This window comes from Acidobacteriota bacterium (genome assembly GCA_028874215.1).
Classification (GTDB): domain Bacteria; phylum Acidobacteriota; class UBA6911; order RPQK01; family JAJDTT01; genus JAJDTT01.
The window spans coordinates 19153-34942 of sequence record JAPPLF010000024.1 but is presented as its reverse complement, the minus strand read 5'-3'; the positions used below and the strand labels follow the sequence as shown (position 1 = coordinate 34942).

General features: G+C 62.5%; 14 protein-coding genes. 1 reads left to right on the top strand and 13 read right to left on the bottom strand.

Going from position 1 to position 15790, the window contains the following annotated elements:
- Positions 1–14: 14 nt before the first annotated feature.
- The 12 genes from trpA to tig all read right to left on the bottom strand — a co-directional run bounded on the left by trpA (position 15) and on the right by tig (position 13931).
- Positions 15–806, bottom strand: coding sequence for a tryptophan synthase subunit alpha (gene trpA / locus OXT71_04520; protein MDE2925645.1), 792 nt, complete (start codon positions 804–806; stop codon positions 15–17).
- Positions 775–1974, bottom strand: coding sequence for a tryptophan synthase subunit beta (gene trpB / locus OXT71_04515; protein ID MDE2925644.1), 1200 nt, complete (start codon positions 1972–1974; stop codon positions 775–777). Before trpB ends, trpA begins: the two co-directional genes overlap by 32 nt.
- A complete protein-coding gene (locus OXT71_04510) occupies positions 1971–2558 on the bottom strand; it encodes a phosphoribosylanthranilate isomerase (GenBank protein ID MDE2925643.1) in 588 nt (195 codons plus the stop codon). Before OXT71_04510 ends, trpB begins: the two co-directional genes overlap by 4 nt.
- Positions 2555–3379, bottom strand: coding sequence for an indole-3-glycerol phosphate synthase TrpC (gene trpC / locus OXT71_04505; GenBank protein MDE2925642.1), 825 nt, complete (start codon positions 3377–3379; stop codon positions 2555–2557). The genes OXT71_04510 and trpC overlap by 4 nt, the downstream gene beginning before the upstream one ends.
- The gene (gene trpD / locus OXT71_04500; GenBank protein MDE2925641.1) at positions 3369–4376 is read right to left on the bottom strand and encodes an anthranilate phosphoribosyltransferase; all 1008 of its coding nucleotides are present in this window, start codon (positions 4374–4376) and stop codon (positions 3369–3371) included. The genes trpC and trpD overlap by 11 nt, the downstream gene beginning before the upstream one ends.
- Positions 4361–4933, bottom strand: coding sequence for an aminodeoxychorismate/anthranilate synthase component II (locus OXT71_04495; GenBank protein MDE2925640.1), 573 nt, complete (start codon positions 4931–4933; stop codon positions 4361–4363). The genes trpD and OXT71_04495 overlap by 16 nt, the downstream gene beginning before the upstream one ends.
- Complete coding sequence (locus OXT71_04490; protein ID MDE2925639.1) at positions 4930–6306, bottom strand: anthranilate synthase component I family protein; 1377 nt, start codon at positions 6304–6306, stop codon at positions 4930–4932. The genes OXT71_04495 and OXT71_04490 overlap by 4 nt, the downstream gene beginning before the upstream one ends.
- A gap of 259 nt (positions 6307–6565) precedes the next feature.
- Positions 6566–7861 (bottom strand): transcription termination factor Rho, encoded by a 1296-nt coding sequence (gene rho / locus OXT71_04485; GenBank protein MDE2925638.1) that lies wholly within the window; start codon positions 7859–7861, stop codon positions 6566–6568.
- Positions 7862–8022: 161 nt separating this feature from the next.
- Complete coding sequence (gene lon, locus OXT71_04480) at positions 8023–10455, bottom strand: endopeptidase La (GenBank protein MDE2925637.1); 2433 nt, start codon at positions 10453–10455, stop codon at positions 8023–8025.
- A gap of 135 nt (positions 10456–10590) precedes the next feature.
- Positions 10591–11832: an ATP-dependent Clp protease ATP-binding subunit ClpX gene (clpX, locus tag OXT71_04475; GenBank protein ID MDE2925636.1), complete on the bottom strand. Its 1242-nt coding sequence runs from the start codon at positions 11830–11832 to the stop codon at positions 10591–10593.
- Positions 11833–11930: 98 nt separating this feature from the next.
- Positions 11931–12518 (bottom strand): ATP-dependent Clp protease proteolytic subunit, encoded by a 588-nt coding sequence (locus OXT71_04470; GenBank protein ID MDE2925635.1) that lies wholly within the window; start codon positions 12516–12518, stop codon positions 11931–11933.
- Positions 12519–12641: 123 nt separating this feature from the next.
- On the bottom strand, positions 12642–13931 hold the full coding sequence (gene tig, locus OXT71_04465; GenBank protein ID MDE2925634.1) for a trigger factor: 1290 nt from the start codon (positions 13929–13931) through the stop codon (positions 12642–12644).
- Between the two features lie 122 nt (positions 13932–14053).
- On the opposite strand from tig, the gene OXT71_04460 reads away from it, so the two are divergent.
- Positions 14054–14233 (top strand): hypothetical protein, encoded by a 180-nt coding sequence (locus OXT71_04460; GenBank protein ID MDE2925633.1) that lies wholly within the window; start codon positions 14054–14056, stop codon positions 14231–14233.
- A 12-nt stretch (positions 14234–14245) separates the two neighbouring features.
- Here the strand turns inward: OXT71_04460 and OXT71_04455 are convergent, their stop codons facing one another.
- The gene (locus OXT71_04455) at positions 14246–15514 is read right to left on the bottom strand and encodes a hypothetical protein (GenBank protein ID MDE2925632.1); all 1269 of its coding nucleotides are present in this window, start codon (positions 15512–15514) and stop codon (positions 14246–14248) included.
- Positions 15515–15790: the final 276 nt, after the last annotated feature.

The window sequence follows — 15790 nt, the reverse complement described above, 5'->3', positions numbered from 1 at the left end:
ACAATACCCCAGAATTATCCCGGAATCAAGTGATCCCGGGCGAAGCGGCCGACTTGCCGGGGCAGGTCGGCCGTATGCCGGTGCTCGTCCACGAACCGGACCAGGGCGGTTCCGATCACCGCGGCGTCGGCGTACCGCCAGACCCGCCGGACGTCCTGCGCCGAAGTGATCCCGAATCCCACGGCGATGGGAAGGGAGGAGTACTTGCGCAGCCGGCGGATGGTCGCCGGCACCTGCGACTCGACGTCGGACCTCTTTCCGGTGACGCCGGTTCGGGCAACGAGATAGACGAAGCCCCCGCTGGCCCGGCTCACCTTCTCGAGCCGCTCGTCCGACGACGTCGGCGCCGCCAGGAAGATGATGTCGAGTCCCCGGACGCAGTTCCCGGGGTCGCCCAGCTTCCGGAACCGGTTGTGCTCCTCGGGGGTCAGGTCCGAGATGATGATGCCGTCCAGGCCGGCCTCGACGGCTTCGCGCGCCAACCGTCCCGGGCCGTAGCTCCAGACCGGGTTCATGTAGGTCATGAATACCAGGCCGGCGTCCACCCTGGCCCGCAGCCTCCGAACCAGCTCGATGTAGTCTGCAATGCCGTAACCGTGCCTGAGAGCACGGAAAGAGGAGGTCTGGATCACCGGCCCGTCCGCGATGGGGTCGGAGAACGGGATTCCGATCTCCACGATATGGGAACCGGCCTCCACCAGTTCGACAACGATCCGCTCGGTTGCTTCCAGATCCGGGTGCCCCGCCGTCACGAAGGGGACGAAGCACTTCGGGTTATTCGAGAAGATCTCGGACAGTCTCGACATCCTTGTCTCCACGGCCGGAAAGATTGACGACGATCAGCTCACCGCTGCCCTGGTGCCGGAGGCACTCCGCCACAGCGTGCGACGATTCCAATGCCGGCATGATCCCTTCCAGCCGGCTCAGGAGGTGAAACGCTTCCAGGGCCTCGTTGTCATCCGCCGACGTGTACTCGACTCTTCCCGAGTCGCGCAGCAGGGCATGCTCCGGTCCCACCGAAGGGTAGTCGAGACCCGCGGAGACGCTGTGGGTGTGGGAGACCTGACCGTTGTCGTCTTGCAGGACGTAGCTGAAGGTGCCATGAAGCACCCCCTTGGATCCGCCCTGGAAACGCGCCGCATGATCTCCCAGCCGGTAGCTCCGGCCCCCGGCTTCGACCCCGATCATCCGCACATTCGGCTCGCCCAGAAACTCGTAGAAAAGTCCGATGGAGTTGCTGCCTCCGCCGACGCACGCAATCAGCAGGTCGGGGAGCCTCCCTTCCAACTCCAGAACCTGGCGCCTCGCCTCGCGTCCGATGACCGACTGGAAATCCCGGACCATGGCCGGATAGGGATGGGCTCCCAACACCGATCCCAGGAGATAGTGGGTGTGCTCCACCTGGGTGACCCAGTCGCGCATGGCCTCGTTGATGGCATCCTTCAGGGTCCGGCTCCCGGCATCCACCGGCGTGACCTTGGCGCCCAGAAGCTCCATGCGAAAGACGTTGAGCGCCTGCCGGCGCATGTCTTCGGTGCCCATGTAGATCTCGCATTCCATCCCCATCAGGGCGCAGACCGTGGCCGTGGCCACGCCATGCTGGCCGGCGCCGGTTTCGGCGATGATGCGGCTCTTGCCCATGCGCCGGGCCAGCAGTGCCTGTCCCAGGGCATTGTTGATCTTGTGGGCCCCGGTGTGGCAGAGGTCCTCCCGCTTCAGGTAGACGCGGGCTCCCACCCGCTCGGAGAGGCGCGGAGCCAGGGTCAGGGGCGTGGGCCGTCCCACGTAGTGGCTGGCCAGCCGTTCCAGCTCCCGGCCGAACCCGGGATCGGCCAGGGCCTCCTCGTAGGCCCGGTCCAGTTCCTCCAGGGGGGACATGAGGGTCTCGGGAACGAACTTCCCGCCGTAGGCGCCGAAGTGCCCTCCCTCATCCGGCCACCGTTCGTTGAAAGCTGATGCGTTTTGCAGACTCATTGCTTGTCGTCTCCGATTTGGGCGGCGTGCTCCCGAGCCACCTTCAGAAAGGCCCTCAATTTGTCCCGGTCCTTGATTCCCGGAGCACTCTCCACGCCGGAACAGACGTCCACACCCAGTGGCTCGAGACGAACCAGGGCTTCACCCAGATTCTGAGGCGTCAGGCCGCCGGAGAGAAGAAACGGACGATTCAGCGATTCCAGCGCGTTCCAGTCGGCGAGCGTTCCGGTGCCCCAGGAAGTGTCGATGATGACTTCGTGCCCGGGGAAGCGCCGGGCGCCGGCGGGACTGGTGGCGATCCAGACGCGCTTGTCCGTATCGGGAACCTGGCAGGGGTCCTCGACCCCGTGCAACTGGATGACGTCGAAGGGAAGCCGCATCCACGAGTCCTCGCCGTGCCTTGCCACTGCGATGGCCACCGGAAAAACCTCCGGCGGAAGCTCATCGGCCAGGGCTTGAGCCTGGTCCGGCTCCAGGTAGCGCGGGCTCGGCGGGTAGAAGTTGAAACCCAGGGCATTGGCCCCGTACCGGACCGAATCCAACGCGTCGCGGCGGCGGGTGATTCCACACACCTTGATGATCATCTCCGGAGGCTCCCGCGCAGCTCTTCCTCCGGCTCCCGGGCCGCGCCGGTTTGCAGCAATTCCCTCAGTCCGGCCCCGGGGTCGTCGGAGTCCATCAGCAGCGAGCCGACCAGGAAGGCATGGAATCCGGCATCGCGCAGCTCGAGCAGTTGGACATGTTCCCGGATTCCCGACTCGGACACCAGCACGAACCCGGTCTCCCCCTCCAGCAGCCGGGCCAGTTGGAAGGAGGTGTTCAGGTCCACGTTGAAGGTCCTCAGGTCCCGGTTGTTGACCCCGATGATGCGGGCCCCGCTCTCCACCGCCGTCTCCAGCTCGAACGCATCGTGGACCTCCACCAGCGCGTCGAGCCGGAAGTCGTGCCCGTCCCGAATCAGTTCCTTGAGCCGTTCCGGCAAGAGGCACGCGGCGATCAACAGATAGGCCGACGCGCCGTGCGCCCGCGCTTCCGCCAGTTGGTAGGCGTCGAAGATGAAGTCCTTCCGCAACAGGGGCAATCCCGTCTCCTGATCCCGGACGGTGCGGATGAATTCCAGGTCGCCGTGGAAGTAATGCCTTTCCGTCAGGACCGAGATGGCCGCCGCTCCGTTGTCCCGGTAAAGCTGTCCGATCTCTTGGGGAGGCCGCCGGCAGGTGAAAGCCCCCCGGCTGGGACTCTGGTACTTGATCTCGGCGATGACGTTGACTTGAGGCCGGGTCAGCGCCGCCTCGAAGGAAGGGGCGGCCGGACCCGGATCGGCCTCCAGCAACCCGGCCAGGGGAACCCTGGCCTGAGCCTCCTCCAGATCCTGTTTCTTCCGGGCCAGGATCCTATCCAGCATAGGCTTCGACCAACCGGTCCAGTTTCCGGACCGCCCTTCCCGAGTCGATGGATTCGCCCGCGCGATCCAAGGCGACTCGGAAATCCGCCTCTCCCGCCAGGCGAAGGGCCGCCGCCGCGTTCAAGACCACCAGGTCCCGCGCCGGGCCCTGGCGCTCCCCTTCGAGGATTCTCCGGATCAGCCGGGCGTTGTCTTCCGGACTGCCGCCGGCGACGGCCCGAGGATCCCAAGGGGCGAACCCGTATTCCGCCGGGTCGAATTCGAAGCTGCGGTCCCGGTTCCCCTCCACCTCGGTCACCCAACTCGGAGCCGCAGTGGAGAGCTCGTCCAACCCGTCGCGGCTGTGGACCACCCAGGCCCGCCTGCAGCCCAGCGCGGCCAGGGCCTGTCCCAGTTTCCGAGTCAGTTCCGGCGCCCAGACGCCGATGATCTGGTACGGGGCGCCCGCCGGATTCGTGAGGGGACCCAACAGGTTGAAGATGGTGCGATGCGGCAACTGCCGCCGGACCTCCACCACTCTCTTCATGGACGGATGGAACAGGGGAGCGAAGAGAAAGGCGATCCCCACCTCGTCGAGGCTCTGCCGGGCAACCTCGGCGGAGCGGGCGACCTGAACCCCCAGCGCCTGAAGGGCGTCCGCGCTGCCGCTCCGGGAAGTGGCGGCGCGGTTGCCGTGCTTGGCCACTGCAAGCCCGGCCCCGGCGATGACGAACGCCGCGGCGGTGGAGACGTTGAAGGTGTCGGCTCCTCCTCCGGTTCCGGCCGTGTCGATGAATCTGTCGTGCCGGCACTGCAGCCTCACGGCGTGCCGCCTCATGATCCGGGCGAAGCCGGCGATCTCCGCGGGGGTCTCTCCCTTGGAATACAACGCGCTCAGGAAAGCCATGATCTCCCGGTCCGGCGTTCCTTCCGCCAGGATCAGCTCCAGGGCTTGGGCGGCCGACTCCTGCGGGAGGTCCCGGGACGCCTCCAACTCTCGGGTCAGCTCTTGCAACATAGGAAGTTCTCCAGGATGGCCTTGCCCGGGTCGGTCAGCACCGATTCGGGATGGAATTGAACGCCGAAGATATCATGTTCCCGATGCCTCAATCCCATGATGAGCCCGTTCTCGGTCCAGGCGTTCACGACCAGGCATTCGGGAAGATGGTCCGGGCTGACCACCAGGGAATGATACCGGGTGGCTTCGAAGGGATTGGGAATGCCGGAGAGGATGCTGTCCCCCTGATGATGGATCGTGGAGGTTTTCCCGTGCATCAGCTCCGGCGCCCGGATCACCAGGCCTCCATAGGCCGATGCGATGGCCTGGTGTCCGAGGCAGACTCCCAGAACCGGCACCCGGCCCGCCAACCGGCGGATCGCCTCGATGGAGATTCCGGCGTCTTCGGGCGTTCCCGGACCCGGTGAGATCACCAGCCGCTGGGGCGCCCGGTCCAGAATCTCGTCCGTCGTGATCCGGTCGTTGCGGTAGACCTCCAGGTCGCACCCCAACTCTCCCAGGTACTGGACCAGGTTGTAGGTGAAGCTGTCGTAATTGTCGATCATGAAGACGTTCATGATTGGACACCTGTCGAGTGGGCGGAGGTTCGCGGTTCCAGAGCCGAGGCCAATTCCAGAGCCCGAAACAGGGCACGCGCCTTGTTGCGGCACTCCTTGTGCTCGAGTTCCGGGACCGAATCGGCGACGATGCCGGCGCCTGCCTGAAGATAGGCCTTGCCGTTCTTGATGGCGATGGTTCTGATTCCGATGCAGGAGTCCAGATTTCCCGCGAAGTCCAGATAGCCGACGGCTCCGGCGTAGACCCCTCGCCGGCACGGCTCCAGCTCCTCGATGATCTCCATGGCCCTGACCTTGGGAGCCCCGGTCACGGTTCCCGCGGGAAAACAGGCGGCCAGGGCGTCGAAGCGGTCCAGCTCGGGGCGCAGCCGGCCCCGGAGCGAACTGGTGATGTGCATCACGTGGGAGTACTTCTCCAGGAACATCAGGTCGGACACATGGACAGATCCGTAGGTGCTGACCCGTCCCAGATCGTTCCGGCCCAGGTCCACCAGCATCAGGTGCTCCGCCCGTTCCTTCTCGTCCCCCAGCAGCTCCTCTTCGAAGAACTTCTCCTCCTCCGGGTTCCGGCCCCGGCGCCGGGTGCCGGCAATGGGACGGTATTCCAGGTCCCGTCCCTGCACCCGGACCAGCATCTCGGGAGAGGAACCGGCCAGATGCAGGTCTCCCATCCTGAGGTAGAACAGGTACGGCGAGGGATTGACGTAGCGAAGAGCCCGGTAGACGTTGAAGGGGTCTCCCGGATAGTCCGCCTCGAAGCGCTGGGACAGGACCACCTGGAAGATGTCGCCGGCCCGAATGTACTCCTTGGAGGTTTCCACCGCCGCGCAGAAATCCTCTTTCCGGAAGTTGGAGCGGGCGCAGGTCAGCGCAGGGAGCGCCTGGTCGGGATCGATGAGTGAAACTGCGGGCGGAGTGCGTCGAAGCCGGTGCTCCAGCTCCCGGACCCGGTCCCGGCTCTCGTGGGACATGATGATGATCTGGTGCTTGACGTGGTCGAAAGCCACGACCGTGGCGTAGAAATCCATGAGCACCGTGGTGGCCGGGTCCAGGTGCCCACCCTGCCGGATCAGGTTGGGCAGACGCTCCAGCTCCCGGACCATCTCGTAGGCGAAGATCCCGATGGCGCCTCCGGTGAAGGGAGGCAGGTCCGGATCGGCCGTCTCCCTCAGCGAAGGAAACTGGCGGCGGAATCCCTCGAATTTCCCTTCGAAGACCTGGTAGGGGTCCACTCCCAGGAAGGAGTACCGTCCGATGTTCTCCCCTCCCTCGACGGACTCCAGGAGAAACCCTCTCCGGGCAGAGGACCCCAGGTTGAGAAAGGCAGTGACGGGGTTCAGAAGGTCGGCCCAAAAGGCCTTGGTGTAAAGCATGGTTCAGAGACTTCGTCCAAAAAAAGAGAGGCCGTGGAGAACTATCTCCACGGCCTCTCTTCTGATCTCTATCTTGGCCCTTTGACGATGGACAGTTCTCCGATAACGATTTGTGCTAGAAGCGCCAGCCGTATCGGAGAAAACTGAAAATCGCCATGTCCAAATTGCCTACAGTGAAGATACAGAGTCGGCGCCCGGCAGTCAACTCGAAATTGGCTGGGCGCTCCCCGTTTTCCGCTGCCGCTTCGCAGGGGAGCCCCTACCCTCCCGACATGGAGCGGAGGAAGGTGGCGTTGTCGCGAGTCTTGCTCAGCTTGTCCAGCAGGAGTTCCATGGACTCGGTGACGGAGAGGGGATTGAGGACCTTGCGCAAGATCCAGACTCGATTCAGATCTTCGCGCTTCAGCAGGAGCTCTTCCTTGCGGGTGCCGGACCGGTTGATGTCTATGGAGGGGAAGATCCGCTTGTCGACCAGGCGCCGGTCCAATCCCAGCTCCATGTTTCCGGTTCCCTTGAATTCCTCGAAGATGACGTCGTCCATCCGGCTGCCGGTATCGATCAGGGCAGTGGCGATAATGGTGAGGCTCCCGCCTTCCTCGATGTTCCTGGCCGCCCCGAAGAAACGCTTGGGCCGCTGCAGCGCGTTGGAGTCCACGCCACCCGACAGGACCTTGCCGGAGGGCGGGACCACGGAATTGTAGGCCCGGGCCAGACGGGTGATGGAATCCAGCAGGATCACCACGTCCTTGCCATGCTCCACCAGCCTCTTGGCCTTCTCCAAAACCATTTCGGCAACCTGGATGTGGCGGGAGGCCGGCTCGTCGAAGGTGGAGCTGATCACCTCGCCTCGCACCGAGCGCTGCATGTCGGTCACTTCTTCCGGGCGCTCGTCGATGAGGAGGACGATCAGGATGATCTCCGTGTGGTTGAGGGCGATGGAATGCGCGATGCTCTGCAGGATCATGGTCTTGCCGGCCCGGGGCGGAGAAACGATCAAACCCCGCTGACCCTTGCCGATGGGTGTGAGCAGGTCCATGACCCGTCCCGTCAGGTTGCCTTGGTTCGTTTCCTGATTGACGCGCTCGTCAGGATAGATGGGTGTCAGATTCTCGAAGAAGGTTCGGTCGCGAGCCACGTCCGGGTGCTCGAAATTGATGGCCTCCACCTTGATCAGGGCGAAGTAGCGTTCTCCCTCCTTGGGCGGCCGGACCTGTCCGGAGACGGTATCGCCGGTGCGGAGGTCGAAGCGCCGGATCTGCGACGGGGAGACGTAAATGTCGTCGGGACCGGGCAGATAGTTGTACTCGGGCGCCCGCAGGAAACCGAACCCGTCGGGAAGCGTCTCCAGAACTCCTTCCGAGAAAATCAGTCCGCTGCGCTCCGTTTGGGCCTTCAGAATCTGGAAGATCAACTCCTGCTTGCGCATCCCGGCGGCTCCGGAAATGGCCAGGCGCTTGGCGATCTGATTGAGAGCGTTGATGGTCAGCTCCTTCAATTCCTGAATATTGAGGGGCTTGCCGGTCTCCCGAAAGGTGGACGTACTTGCTTCAGACATTTTTCGATGGCCTTTCCAAATTGATCGCCACGGAATCTTTCACACCAGCCGTCTGTGGCGGGATGGCCGGCAGTCTCAGAGGGTGATCACTCCCCAGAGACTGAAAATCTCAAACCTGATGGTAGTCTTCCGGATGGACTCGCTGGAACAAGCACGTCCTCTCAGTGGACGCCGGCTTGGTTTCCCCCCTCCAATTGAGGCGGCTGCGGTTCGTTCATGTATTCGTCCCGCTGCTGCCGGCTCTTTCGATTGATGGGCGTTTCAAGTGCGATGTCAAGAACCTCGTCCATGGTATCGACGAGGACAATCTTAACCTTGTCCAGAACAGTGTCAGGGATCTCCTTCAGATCCTTCTTATTGTCTTTGGCCAGAATGACGGTTTCGATCCCGGCCCGGTGAGCCGCAAGAATCTTCTCCTTGACGCCGCCGATGGGAAGCACCTTGCCCCGCAGGGTGATCTCCCCGGTCATGGCCACGTCGCGGCGCACCGCGATTCCCGTCAGGGCGGAGACGATGGTGGTGGCCATGGTGATGCCGGCCGAAGGGCCGTCCTTGGGGATGGCTCCTTCAGGCACATGGACATGCATGTCCAGAATCTTGTGAAAATCCTTGAGCAGGCTGTAGTCCGAACTTCGGGAACGAATAAAGGAAAGGGCCGCTTTCGCCGATTCCTGCATGACCTCGCCCAGCTTTCCGGTCAAGAGCAGATCGCCCTTGCCCTGCATGGTGGTGGCCTCGGTCAGGAGCACTTCGCCACCCACTTCGGTCCAGGCGAGACCTGTGGCCAGTCCGACTTCATTCGATTCCGCCGCCAGTTGGTTGCGGTATTTGTGAGGACCCAGGTAATTCCGGACCGTGCCGGGAGAAATGTCGAAGACCTGATCCTCCAGTTTGATCTTCTTCCGGGATAAAACCACCTTGTGCGCCACCTTGCGGCAGATGCTTCCGATCTCCCGTTCCAGGTTGCGAACCCCGGATTCGCGAGTGTAGAAGCGAATCAGCTCCAGGATCGCGTCATCTTCAAACCGGAGCGGCCTCCTTTTCAGGCCGTTCCGATCCAACTGCTTGGGCAACAGGTACTGGCGGCCGATCTTGAGCTTCTCCCATTCCGTGTAACCGGAAATCTCGATGATCTCCATGCGATCCTGCAACGGTCTGGGAATGCTGTGACGAACGTTTCCGGTGCAGATGAAGAGGACGTCGGAGAGATCGTATTCCGTATCCAGGTAGTGGTCCACGAAGCTGTTGTTGTGCTCCGGGTCCAGGACCTCCATGAGGGCGGCTGACGGGTCGCCCCGGAAGTCCATGCTCATCTTGTCGATCTCGTCCAGAAGCAACAGGGGATTCCGGGTGCCCGCCTTCTTCATCATCTGGATGATCTGTCCGGGCAGAGCTCCGATGTAGGTTCGCCGGTGCCCGCGAATCTCCGCTTCGTCACGGACTCCGCCCAGCGAGAGGCGGACGAATTTCCTTCCCGTCGCCCGCGCGATGGACCGGCCCAAGGAGGTCTTTCCCACGCCGGGCGGGCCGATGAAACAGAGTATCGACCCGTTGGATCTCTTGCGGGAGAGCTGCCGGACGGCGAGATATTCCAGGATCCGCTGCTTGACCTTTTCCAGACCGTAATGGTCCGCTTCGAGCACTTTCTCGGCCCGCGAGATCTCGCGGATCTCACGGCTCCGCTTCTTCCACGGCATGGCGACGAGCCACTCGACATAGGTCCGGCTGACCGTGCTCTCGGCGCTCATGGGCGGCATGTGCTGAAGCCGCCGGATCTCGTTCATCGCCTTCTCTTTGGCGTCCTTGGGCATGGAGGCTTCTTCGATCTTCTTCTTCAGTTCCTCCAGCTCGTCCTTGTCCCCGCGCCCCAACTCCTCCTGAATGGCCTTGACCTTCTCGTTCAGGTAGTACTCCCGCTGCGCCTTCTCCATCTGCCGGCGCACGCGGCCCTGTACCGACCGGTCCATCTTGATCTTCTCGATCTCGATCTCGATGGACTCGCAGATCTTCGTCATCCGTTCCGCCGGGTCCACGATCTCCAGCAGAACCTGCTTGTCCTCGACCACGATGGGAAGGTTGGCGGCGACCGTGTCCGCGAGCCGCTCGGGCGTGGTCTTCCGAGTCGACTGCACGATGGTCTCGTAGCTGACGTTGGGATTCAGCTTGGCGAATTCCTCGAACAGCAGGTTCAGGCGCTTTGTGAGCAGGCTCATCTTGGCGCGGGAGACCACCGGAACCGGCTCCACTTCGACCTCGGCCCGAAAATAACCCGAGGCGCCGGACACGCGAACGGTCCGTGCGCGCTGGACCCCTTCCACCAGCACTTTGATGTTTCCGTCGGGAAGCTTGAGGCTCTGGACGATGTTGGAAACGGTTCCGACCTCGTAGATGTCCGCGGAGGACGGACTGTCCTGGGACGCGTCCTTCTGGGTGGCCAGGTAGATCTTCTTGTCCGCCTTCAACGCCACTTCCAACGCCTTCACCGAGGAATCCCGCCCGATCACGAATGGGACCATCATCGCCGGGAAGACGACGACGTCGCGAATGGGAACCATGGGGTAACTCGCGGTGCGCCTGTCTTGGATTTCCGCCATATTCGTATCGTGTCGCAAGCTAAAAGGTACGGCCGCTTCTCATTGTAAGATGCAGCACTGCAGGATTCGTTTCAACAGCCGGCTTGCGGCCGGCCGAACCGGCAGGGCCGGCGAAAGAAATCCTTTTCCAATCCACTATCCCGCCTTCTCGAGAACCCGAAACACCATTTCGCGATTCTCCACCATCTCCTTGGTCACCACCAACTCCTCCGTCGTCTTGTTGGAGGGGAGTTCGTACATGAGGTCCAACATAAGATCCTCTACTACCAACCGCAAGCCGCGGGCTCCGATCTTGCTCTTCAATGCCAGGCCCGCAATGGCCCGCAGCGAGCCTTCGGTGAACCTCAGAGAGACGCCCTCGAACTCGAACATTCTCTGATATTGCTTCACCAGGGCGTTGCTGGGCCGGGTCAGGATCTCGACCAACGCGTCGCGGTCCAGATCGTGCAGCGTACAGACGATGGGGAGGCGTCCCACGAACTCGGGAATCAGGCCGAATTTGATCAGGTCCTCAGGCAGATTCTGGTTCAGGACTTCAGCAGCGCCTTCCTTCTTCCACCGATTGTCGCCGAGCGAGGACCGGAACCCCATGCCGCTCCGGCCCAGACGGCTTCGAATCAACTTCTCGAGACCGACGAAGGCGCCTCCGCAGAGAAACAGAATGTTCGTGGTGTCCACCTGAACGAATTCCTGGTGAGGGTGTTTGCGGCCTCCCTGAGGAGGAACGTTGGCCACGGTCCCTTCCAATATCTTGAGCAGGGCCTGTTGGACTCCCTCGCCCGACACGTCCCGCGTAATGGAGGGGTTCTCATCCTTGCGGGAGATCTTGTCGATCTCGTCGATGTAGATGATCCCCTGCATGCAACGCTCCCGGTCTCCCCCGGCGGCCTGCAGCAGGCGAAGAAGGATGTTCTCCACATCCTCCCCCACGTAGCCGGCCTCGGTGAGCGTGGTGGCGTCGACAATGGCGAAGGGAACCGAAAGCATGCGGGCCAGCGTCTGCGCCAGGAGCGTCTTGCCGGTCCCGGTGGGACCGATGAGCAGCACGTTGCTCTTGGAAAGCTCCACGTTCTGGCGCCGCCGCCTGCCCAATTTGATCCGCTTGTAATGATTGTAGACGGCCACGGCCAACTTCTTCTTGGGGATCTCCTGACCTACGACGTACTGGTCCAGGAACTCCTTGATCTCCACCGGCTTGGGCAGGTTCTCCTTGATCGATGCCGCCTCTGCGGTCAGTTCATCGGCGATGATCTCGTTGCAGATGTCGACACACTCGTCGCAAATGAAGACTGACGGACCTGCGATCAGCTTCTTGACGTGTTTTTGGCTCTTGTTACAGAACGAGCACTGGAAAATGTTTTCCACATTCTTCTTCACTTGAACTCCCCTGTTGACCACGAGCACCCGGGAACACCGGCCGGAGGGGTGGGTCCCGGCGAACGATTGTCAAAGCTGTCTGGGATGACCGATGTCCGTCAAGTGTGCTTCTCGATGGTCATGTCGATAATACCATACTCCTTGGCTTCCGGAGTCGCCATGATGAAGTCCCGGTCCACGTCCTTGGCGATCCGGCGCAGGGTCTGTTTGGTGTGCTTGGCCAGGATCCGGTTGGTGGTATCCCGCATTCTCAGGATCTCCCGGGCATGGATGTCGATGTCGGTCGCCTGACCCGACAGCCCCGACATGGTGGGCTGGTGGATCAGGATCCGGCTGTGCGGCAGAGCGAACCGCTTGCCCGGGGCGCCGGCGGCCAGCAGCAACGCCGCCATGGACGCCGCCTGCCCGATGCAGATGGTGGTCACATCGTTCTTGACGAACTGCATGGTGTCGTAAATGGCCAGACCCGCAGTAATCGAGCCTCCCGGGGAATTGATGTAGAGGGAGATATCCTTGTCGGGTCCCTCGGCTTCCAGGAAGAGCAGTTGGGCGGTGACCAGGTTGGCCACGTTGTCATCGATGGGCGTGCCGACGAAGATGATGTTGTCCTTCAAGAGACGGGAATAGATGTCGTAGGCGCGCTCGCCGCGATTGCTCTGCTCGACCACCATGGGGATCAAAGGCATCCTGGATCTCCTCTCGTCGCTGCCCGCGTCCGGGGCCGTCGCGTCACCTCGTGAGAAAAGCGGTCAGGACGTCCGTCCGGACCCGCCCCGCGGGGGAAACCGCAATTGTTCGCTCTGCGCTCCTCATGCTTCGCTGACCGCCGAGTGCTCAACCAGCAGCTCCAGTGCCTTGCGGCGGAGGATTCGAGTCTCCAGATCCGCTTTCGACTCCCGGTCGTGGAACCTCTGCCGAATCTTCTCCAGCGGCTGGTTCAGGGCATCCGCCGTCTCCCTGAGTTCCGCCTCGAACTCTGCCGGCTCGACCTCCAGATTCTCATTCGCCGCGATCTCCGAAAGGATCAAGGCCGCCCGGGCCTCCTGCTCGGCGTCGTGGCGAAGGTCGTCGCGGATGCGATTCCAGTCCAGATTCGACTTGGAGGGATCCACTCCCTGCCGGGCCAAATTGTAGGCCACGTCGCGAATCTTGTTGTCGATCCGGTCTTCCACCAGGACATCCGGCACCTGAAAGGGGCAGACTTCGGAAAGTCTCTGAACCAGTTGGCGCCGGATGCTGGAATTTCGTGCCTGTTGCCATTGGCTCGCGAGTCCTTGCCGAATCTGCTCCTTGAGTTGATCCAGATCGTCGAAGTCTCCCAGATCCTTGGCGAATTCGTCGTTCAGGTCCGGCAGGTCCTTGACCTTGATGTCGTTGAGTTGCAGGTTGAAGCGGACCCGGCGGCCGGCCAGCTTCTCCTCCGGATAGTCTTGGGGGTAGTCCACGACGAAGGTCTTCTCCTCACCGGCTTCCATTCCCAGCAGGGCCTGATTGAAATCGCGCTGGGTGCGCTCGTCTCCCACGCGAATGGTCGTGTTCTCCTGCCGAATGGCCTCATCTTCGCCGGGAACGTACCTGCCCAATAGATCCACCACGGCGTAGTCCCCATCGCGGACCGTGTCCCGGTCCGGCGCCGAAATCAGGGGCGCATGCCGGTCCCGGAGCTGCTCCAACTCCTGGTGCACCGATTCCTCGTCCGGAGCCTTCTTCTCCAGACGAACTTCCAACCCCCTGTAATCCGGAATCCGGAATTCGGGCAGGGTCTCCACCAAAGCCTCGTACACCAGAGGCTCCCCCTCGTTCAGCTCCACTTGTTCCAGTTGCAACTGGCCGAGGGGCCGGATTTTCCTTTCCCGGATGGACTGGTCGTAGGACTCGGGGATCAACTTTCGCAGGACCTCCTGGCGGATGTCCTTCCGATACCGCCGTTTGACCAGCGCCACCGGAGCCTTTCCGGGACGGAACCCGGCGATCCTGGAGTGCCTCCGATAGGTCGTGGCCACCCGGTTGAACTCGGCGAGCACCGTTTCCACCGGCACTTCGACCCGCAACTTCTTCTTGACCGGGCTGATCTCTTCCAGTTCCGTGCGGACGTTCATGATCCAATGCCGACGCCCCGTTCAAGACGGGCTGCCAAGGCGGCACACATTCTAACAGCCCTCGGCAAACGCCGTGGCGATCGTGAAACAATGAAGGGGCACCCGCAAGGAGCCCCGACGCTATGGCCGCCGATCGTGAAAGAGAACTCCTGGAAAAGAAGGCCCAGGCGCTGGACCGCATCCTGAACCTCTACCTGGAGCTGCAGCACTCGGCCTTCTACAGCCGCAACTGGGTCGAGCTGGCCGAGTTGATGGAGGAGGAAGCCGACCGGCTCGCCCAGGCTGAAGCGGGCGACGAATGAAGACCCGGCCGCCTAGCCGTTGACGATCTCTCCGACGTCGATCAGGTGCATCTGCCGGCCCTCGCCGGTATGAGGCGAGTCGATGACGATCTTGCTCCCGTCGGGGCTGAAACGCGGATGCGTGTCCACTCGTCCCTCGCGGACGTACTCCGGCGGCGAATAGAACCGGCCCAGCGGGACCCGCCTGCGCGTGGCCACGTGGTACAGATACACGTGCTGCATCCTTTGCGCGTCCGGATAGGTGTCGTTCAGGATCCACTCGCCTCCCGGCAGATAGGTGCAGTGCCCGTTGCCGGTCATGACGCCCTCTCCCACCGTCTCGACCGCGCCTCCCGTCGCGTCTTCGAAAAGATAGAACCCCCACGGCCTTGATTCGGGCCGGGTCCAGGCAAGGATCGACTCCGGGTCCCTCCAGATGAAGTGCGACGTCAGGCCGGAGGCGTCGACGATCCGGAGATCCGAGCCGTCGCGGCCGGCGGTGAACATTCTCGTGGCGCCGACGAACTTGGGGAATCCCCAGCGGTGAAGAAATATGAAACGGGCGCCGTCGGGACTGATCAAAAGGTGGTTGAAGTAGCTCTTGGCCCTGGCCAGATCGACGCCCGGCATCGGGATCCTGACGACTTGATCCACCGAGACCAGCAGTTCCCGGCGTCCGGTGTCCAGGTCGACACGGAAGATACCTGAGTCCTCGGGCGCCCCGACATTGCGGTAGGGGTCCTCCGGACCGGGATAGCCATAGGCGGGCCGCATGTCGCTGACGCGGCGAAAGTCGGGTGTCACGGCCCAGCGCCCGTCCGGGCTGACCGTATAGACCGGATGAGGAACGGTTCGCAGTTGGCGCGTCTCGATATCCAGGATGCGGCACACGAAGCGGTCCCGCTGGCGATCGTTCCAGAGGACTTCGGTCCTGGAGCCGGGCCGCCACTGGAGCATGCAGCCCTGCTGCCAGCACCAGGCGCGGCTCTCTCCCAGCTCGATCCACCGATCGCCGTCCTGAAGGTCGACCATGCCGATCCGGATCACGTCGGCGGGCGTGGGCGAGCGGTGTTCGAAATCGACTTCCATCCCCAGCACGAAGCGTCCGGCGGGGTCGAACTCCAGTTTGTCGTAGTACCCGAACCAGTGATGCCTGGGACCGCGCGTGATGGCTCTCACCGGGGGCAGTTTGCGTCCGGCACCCGCCAATTCGGGCCGAGGGGAGGAGGCAAGCGCCAACAGGGCGGGGGCGGCGGATCGGAGCAGGTCGCGCCGTGTCAGAGTTGTATCTGGCTCAGGCATGAGACGGCCCTTGACGCTGCTATCGAGATTGACTGCTCATGCACAGCCGGGGTTCGCAAGAGTCGGCAACCGGAAAAGTGGTGAGCCGCCAGGGAATCGAACCCCGAACCTACTGATTAAGAGACAGTTATTTTCATCGTTCCACAGGATCTAATCGGATCTCAGGTAGTCTATCAAATAACTGATATCATTGAACTTTTCAGTCTAACGTTGTATCATTCCGTCTAAGGACATCCCGCTAAATCCTGAGCGGGGTGGAACCCATATGGAACCAAA

Bases quoted from the DNA above. Each gene is read 5' to 3' on its own strand.
- trpA (MDE2925645.1), bottom strand. From the start codon at position 806: ATGTCGAGACTGTCCGAGATCTTCTCGAATAACCCGAAGTGCTTCGTC.
- trpB (MDE2925644.1), bottom strand. From the start codon at position 1,974: ATGAGTCTGCAAAACGCATCAGCTTTCAACGAACGGTGGCCGGATGAG.
- OXT71_04510 (MDE2925643.1), bottom strand. From the start codon at position 2,558: ATGATCATCAAGGTGTGTGGAATCACCCGCCGCCGCGACGCGTTGGAT.
- trpC (MDE2925642.1), bottom strand. From the start codon at position 3,379: ATGCTGGATAGGATCCTGGCCCGGAAGAAACAGGATCTGGAGGAGGCT.
- trpD (MDE2925641.1), bottom strand. From the start codon at position 4,376: ATGTTGCAAGAGCTGACCCGAGAGTTGGAGGCGTCCCGGGACCTCCCG.
- OXT71_04495 (MDE2925640.1), bottom strand. From the start codon at position 4,933: ATGAACGTCTTCATGATCGACAATTACGACAGCTTCACCTACAACCTG.
- OXT71_04490 (MDE2925639.1), bottom strand. From the start codon at position 6,306: ATGCTTTACACCAAGGCCTTTTGGGCCGACCTTCTGAACCCCGTCACT.
- rho (MDE2925638.1), bottom strand. From the start codon at position 7,861: ATGTCTGAAGCAAGTACGTCCACCTTTCGGGAGACCGGCAAGCCCCTC.
- lon (MDE2925637.1), bottom strand. From the start codon at position 10,455: ATGGCGGAAATCCAAGACAGGCGCACCGCGAGTTACCCCATGGTTCCC.
- OXT71_04470 (MDE2925635.1), bottom strand. From the start codon at position 12,518: ATGCCTTTGATCCCCATGGTGGTCGAGCAGAGCAATCGCGGCGAGCGC.
- tig (MDE2925634.1), bottom strand. From the start codon at position 13,931: ATGAACGTCCGCACGGAACTGGAAGAGATCAGCCCGGTCAAGAAGAAG.
- OXT71_04460 (MDE2925633.1), top strand. From the start codon at position 14,054: ATGGCCGCCGATCGTGAAAGAGAACTCCTGGAAAAGAAGGCCCAGGCG.
- OXT71_04455 (MDE2925632.1), bottom strand. From the start codon at position 15,514: ATGCCTGAGCCAGATACAACTCTGACACGGCGCGACCTGCTCCGATCC.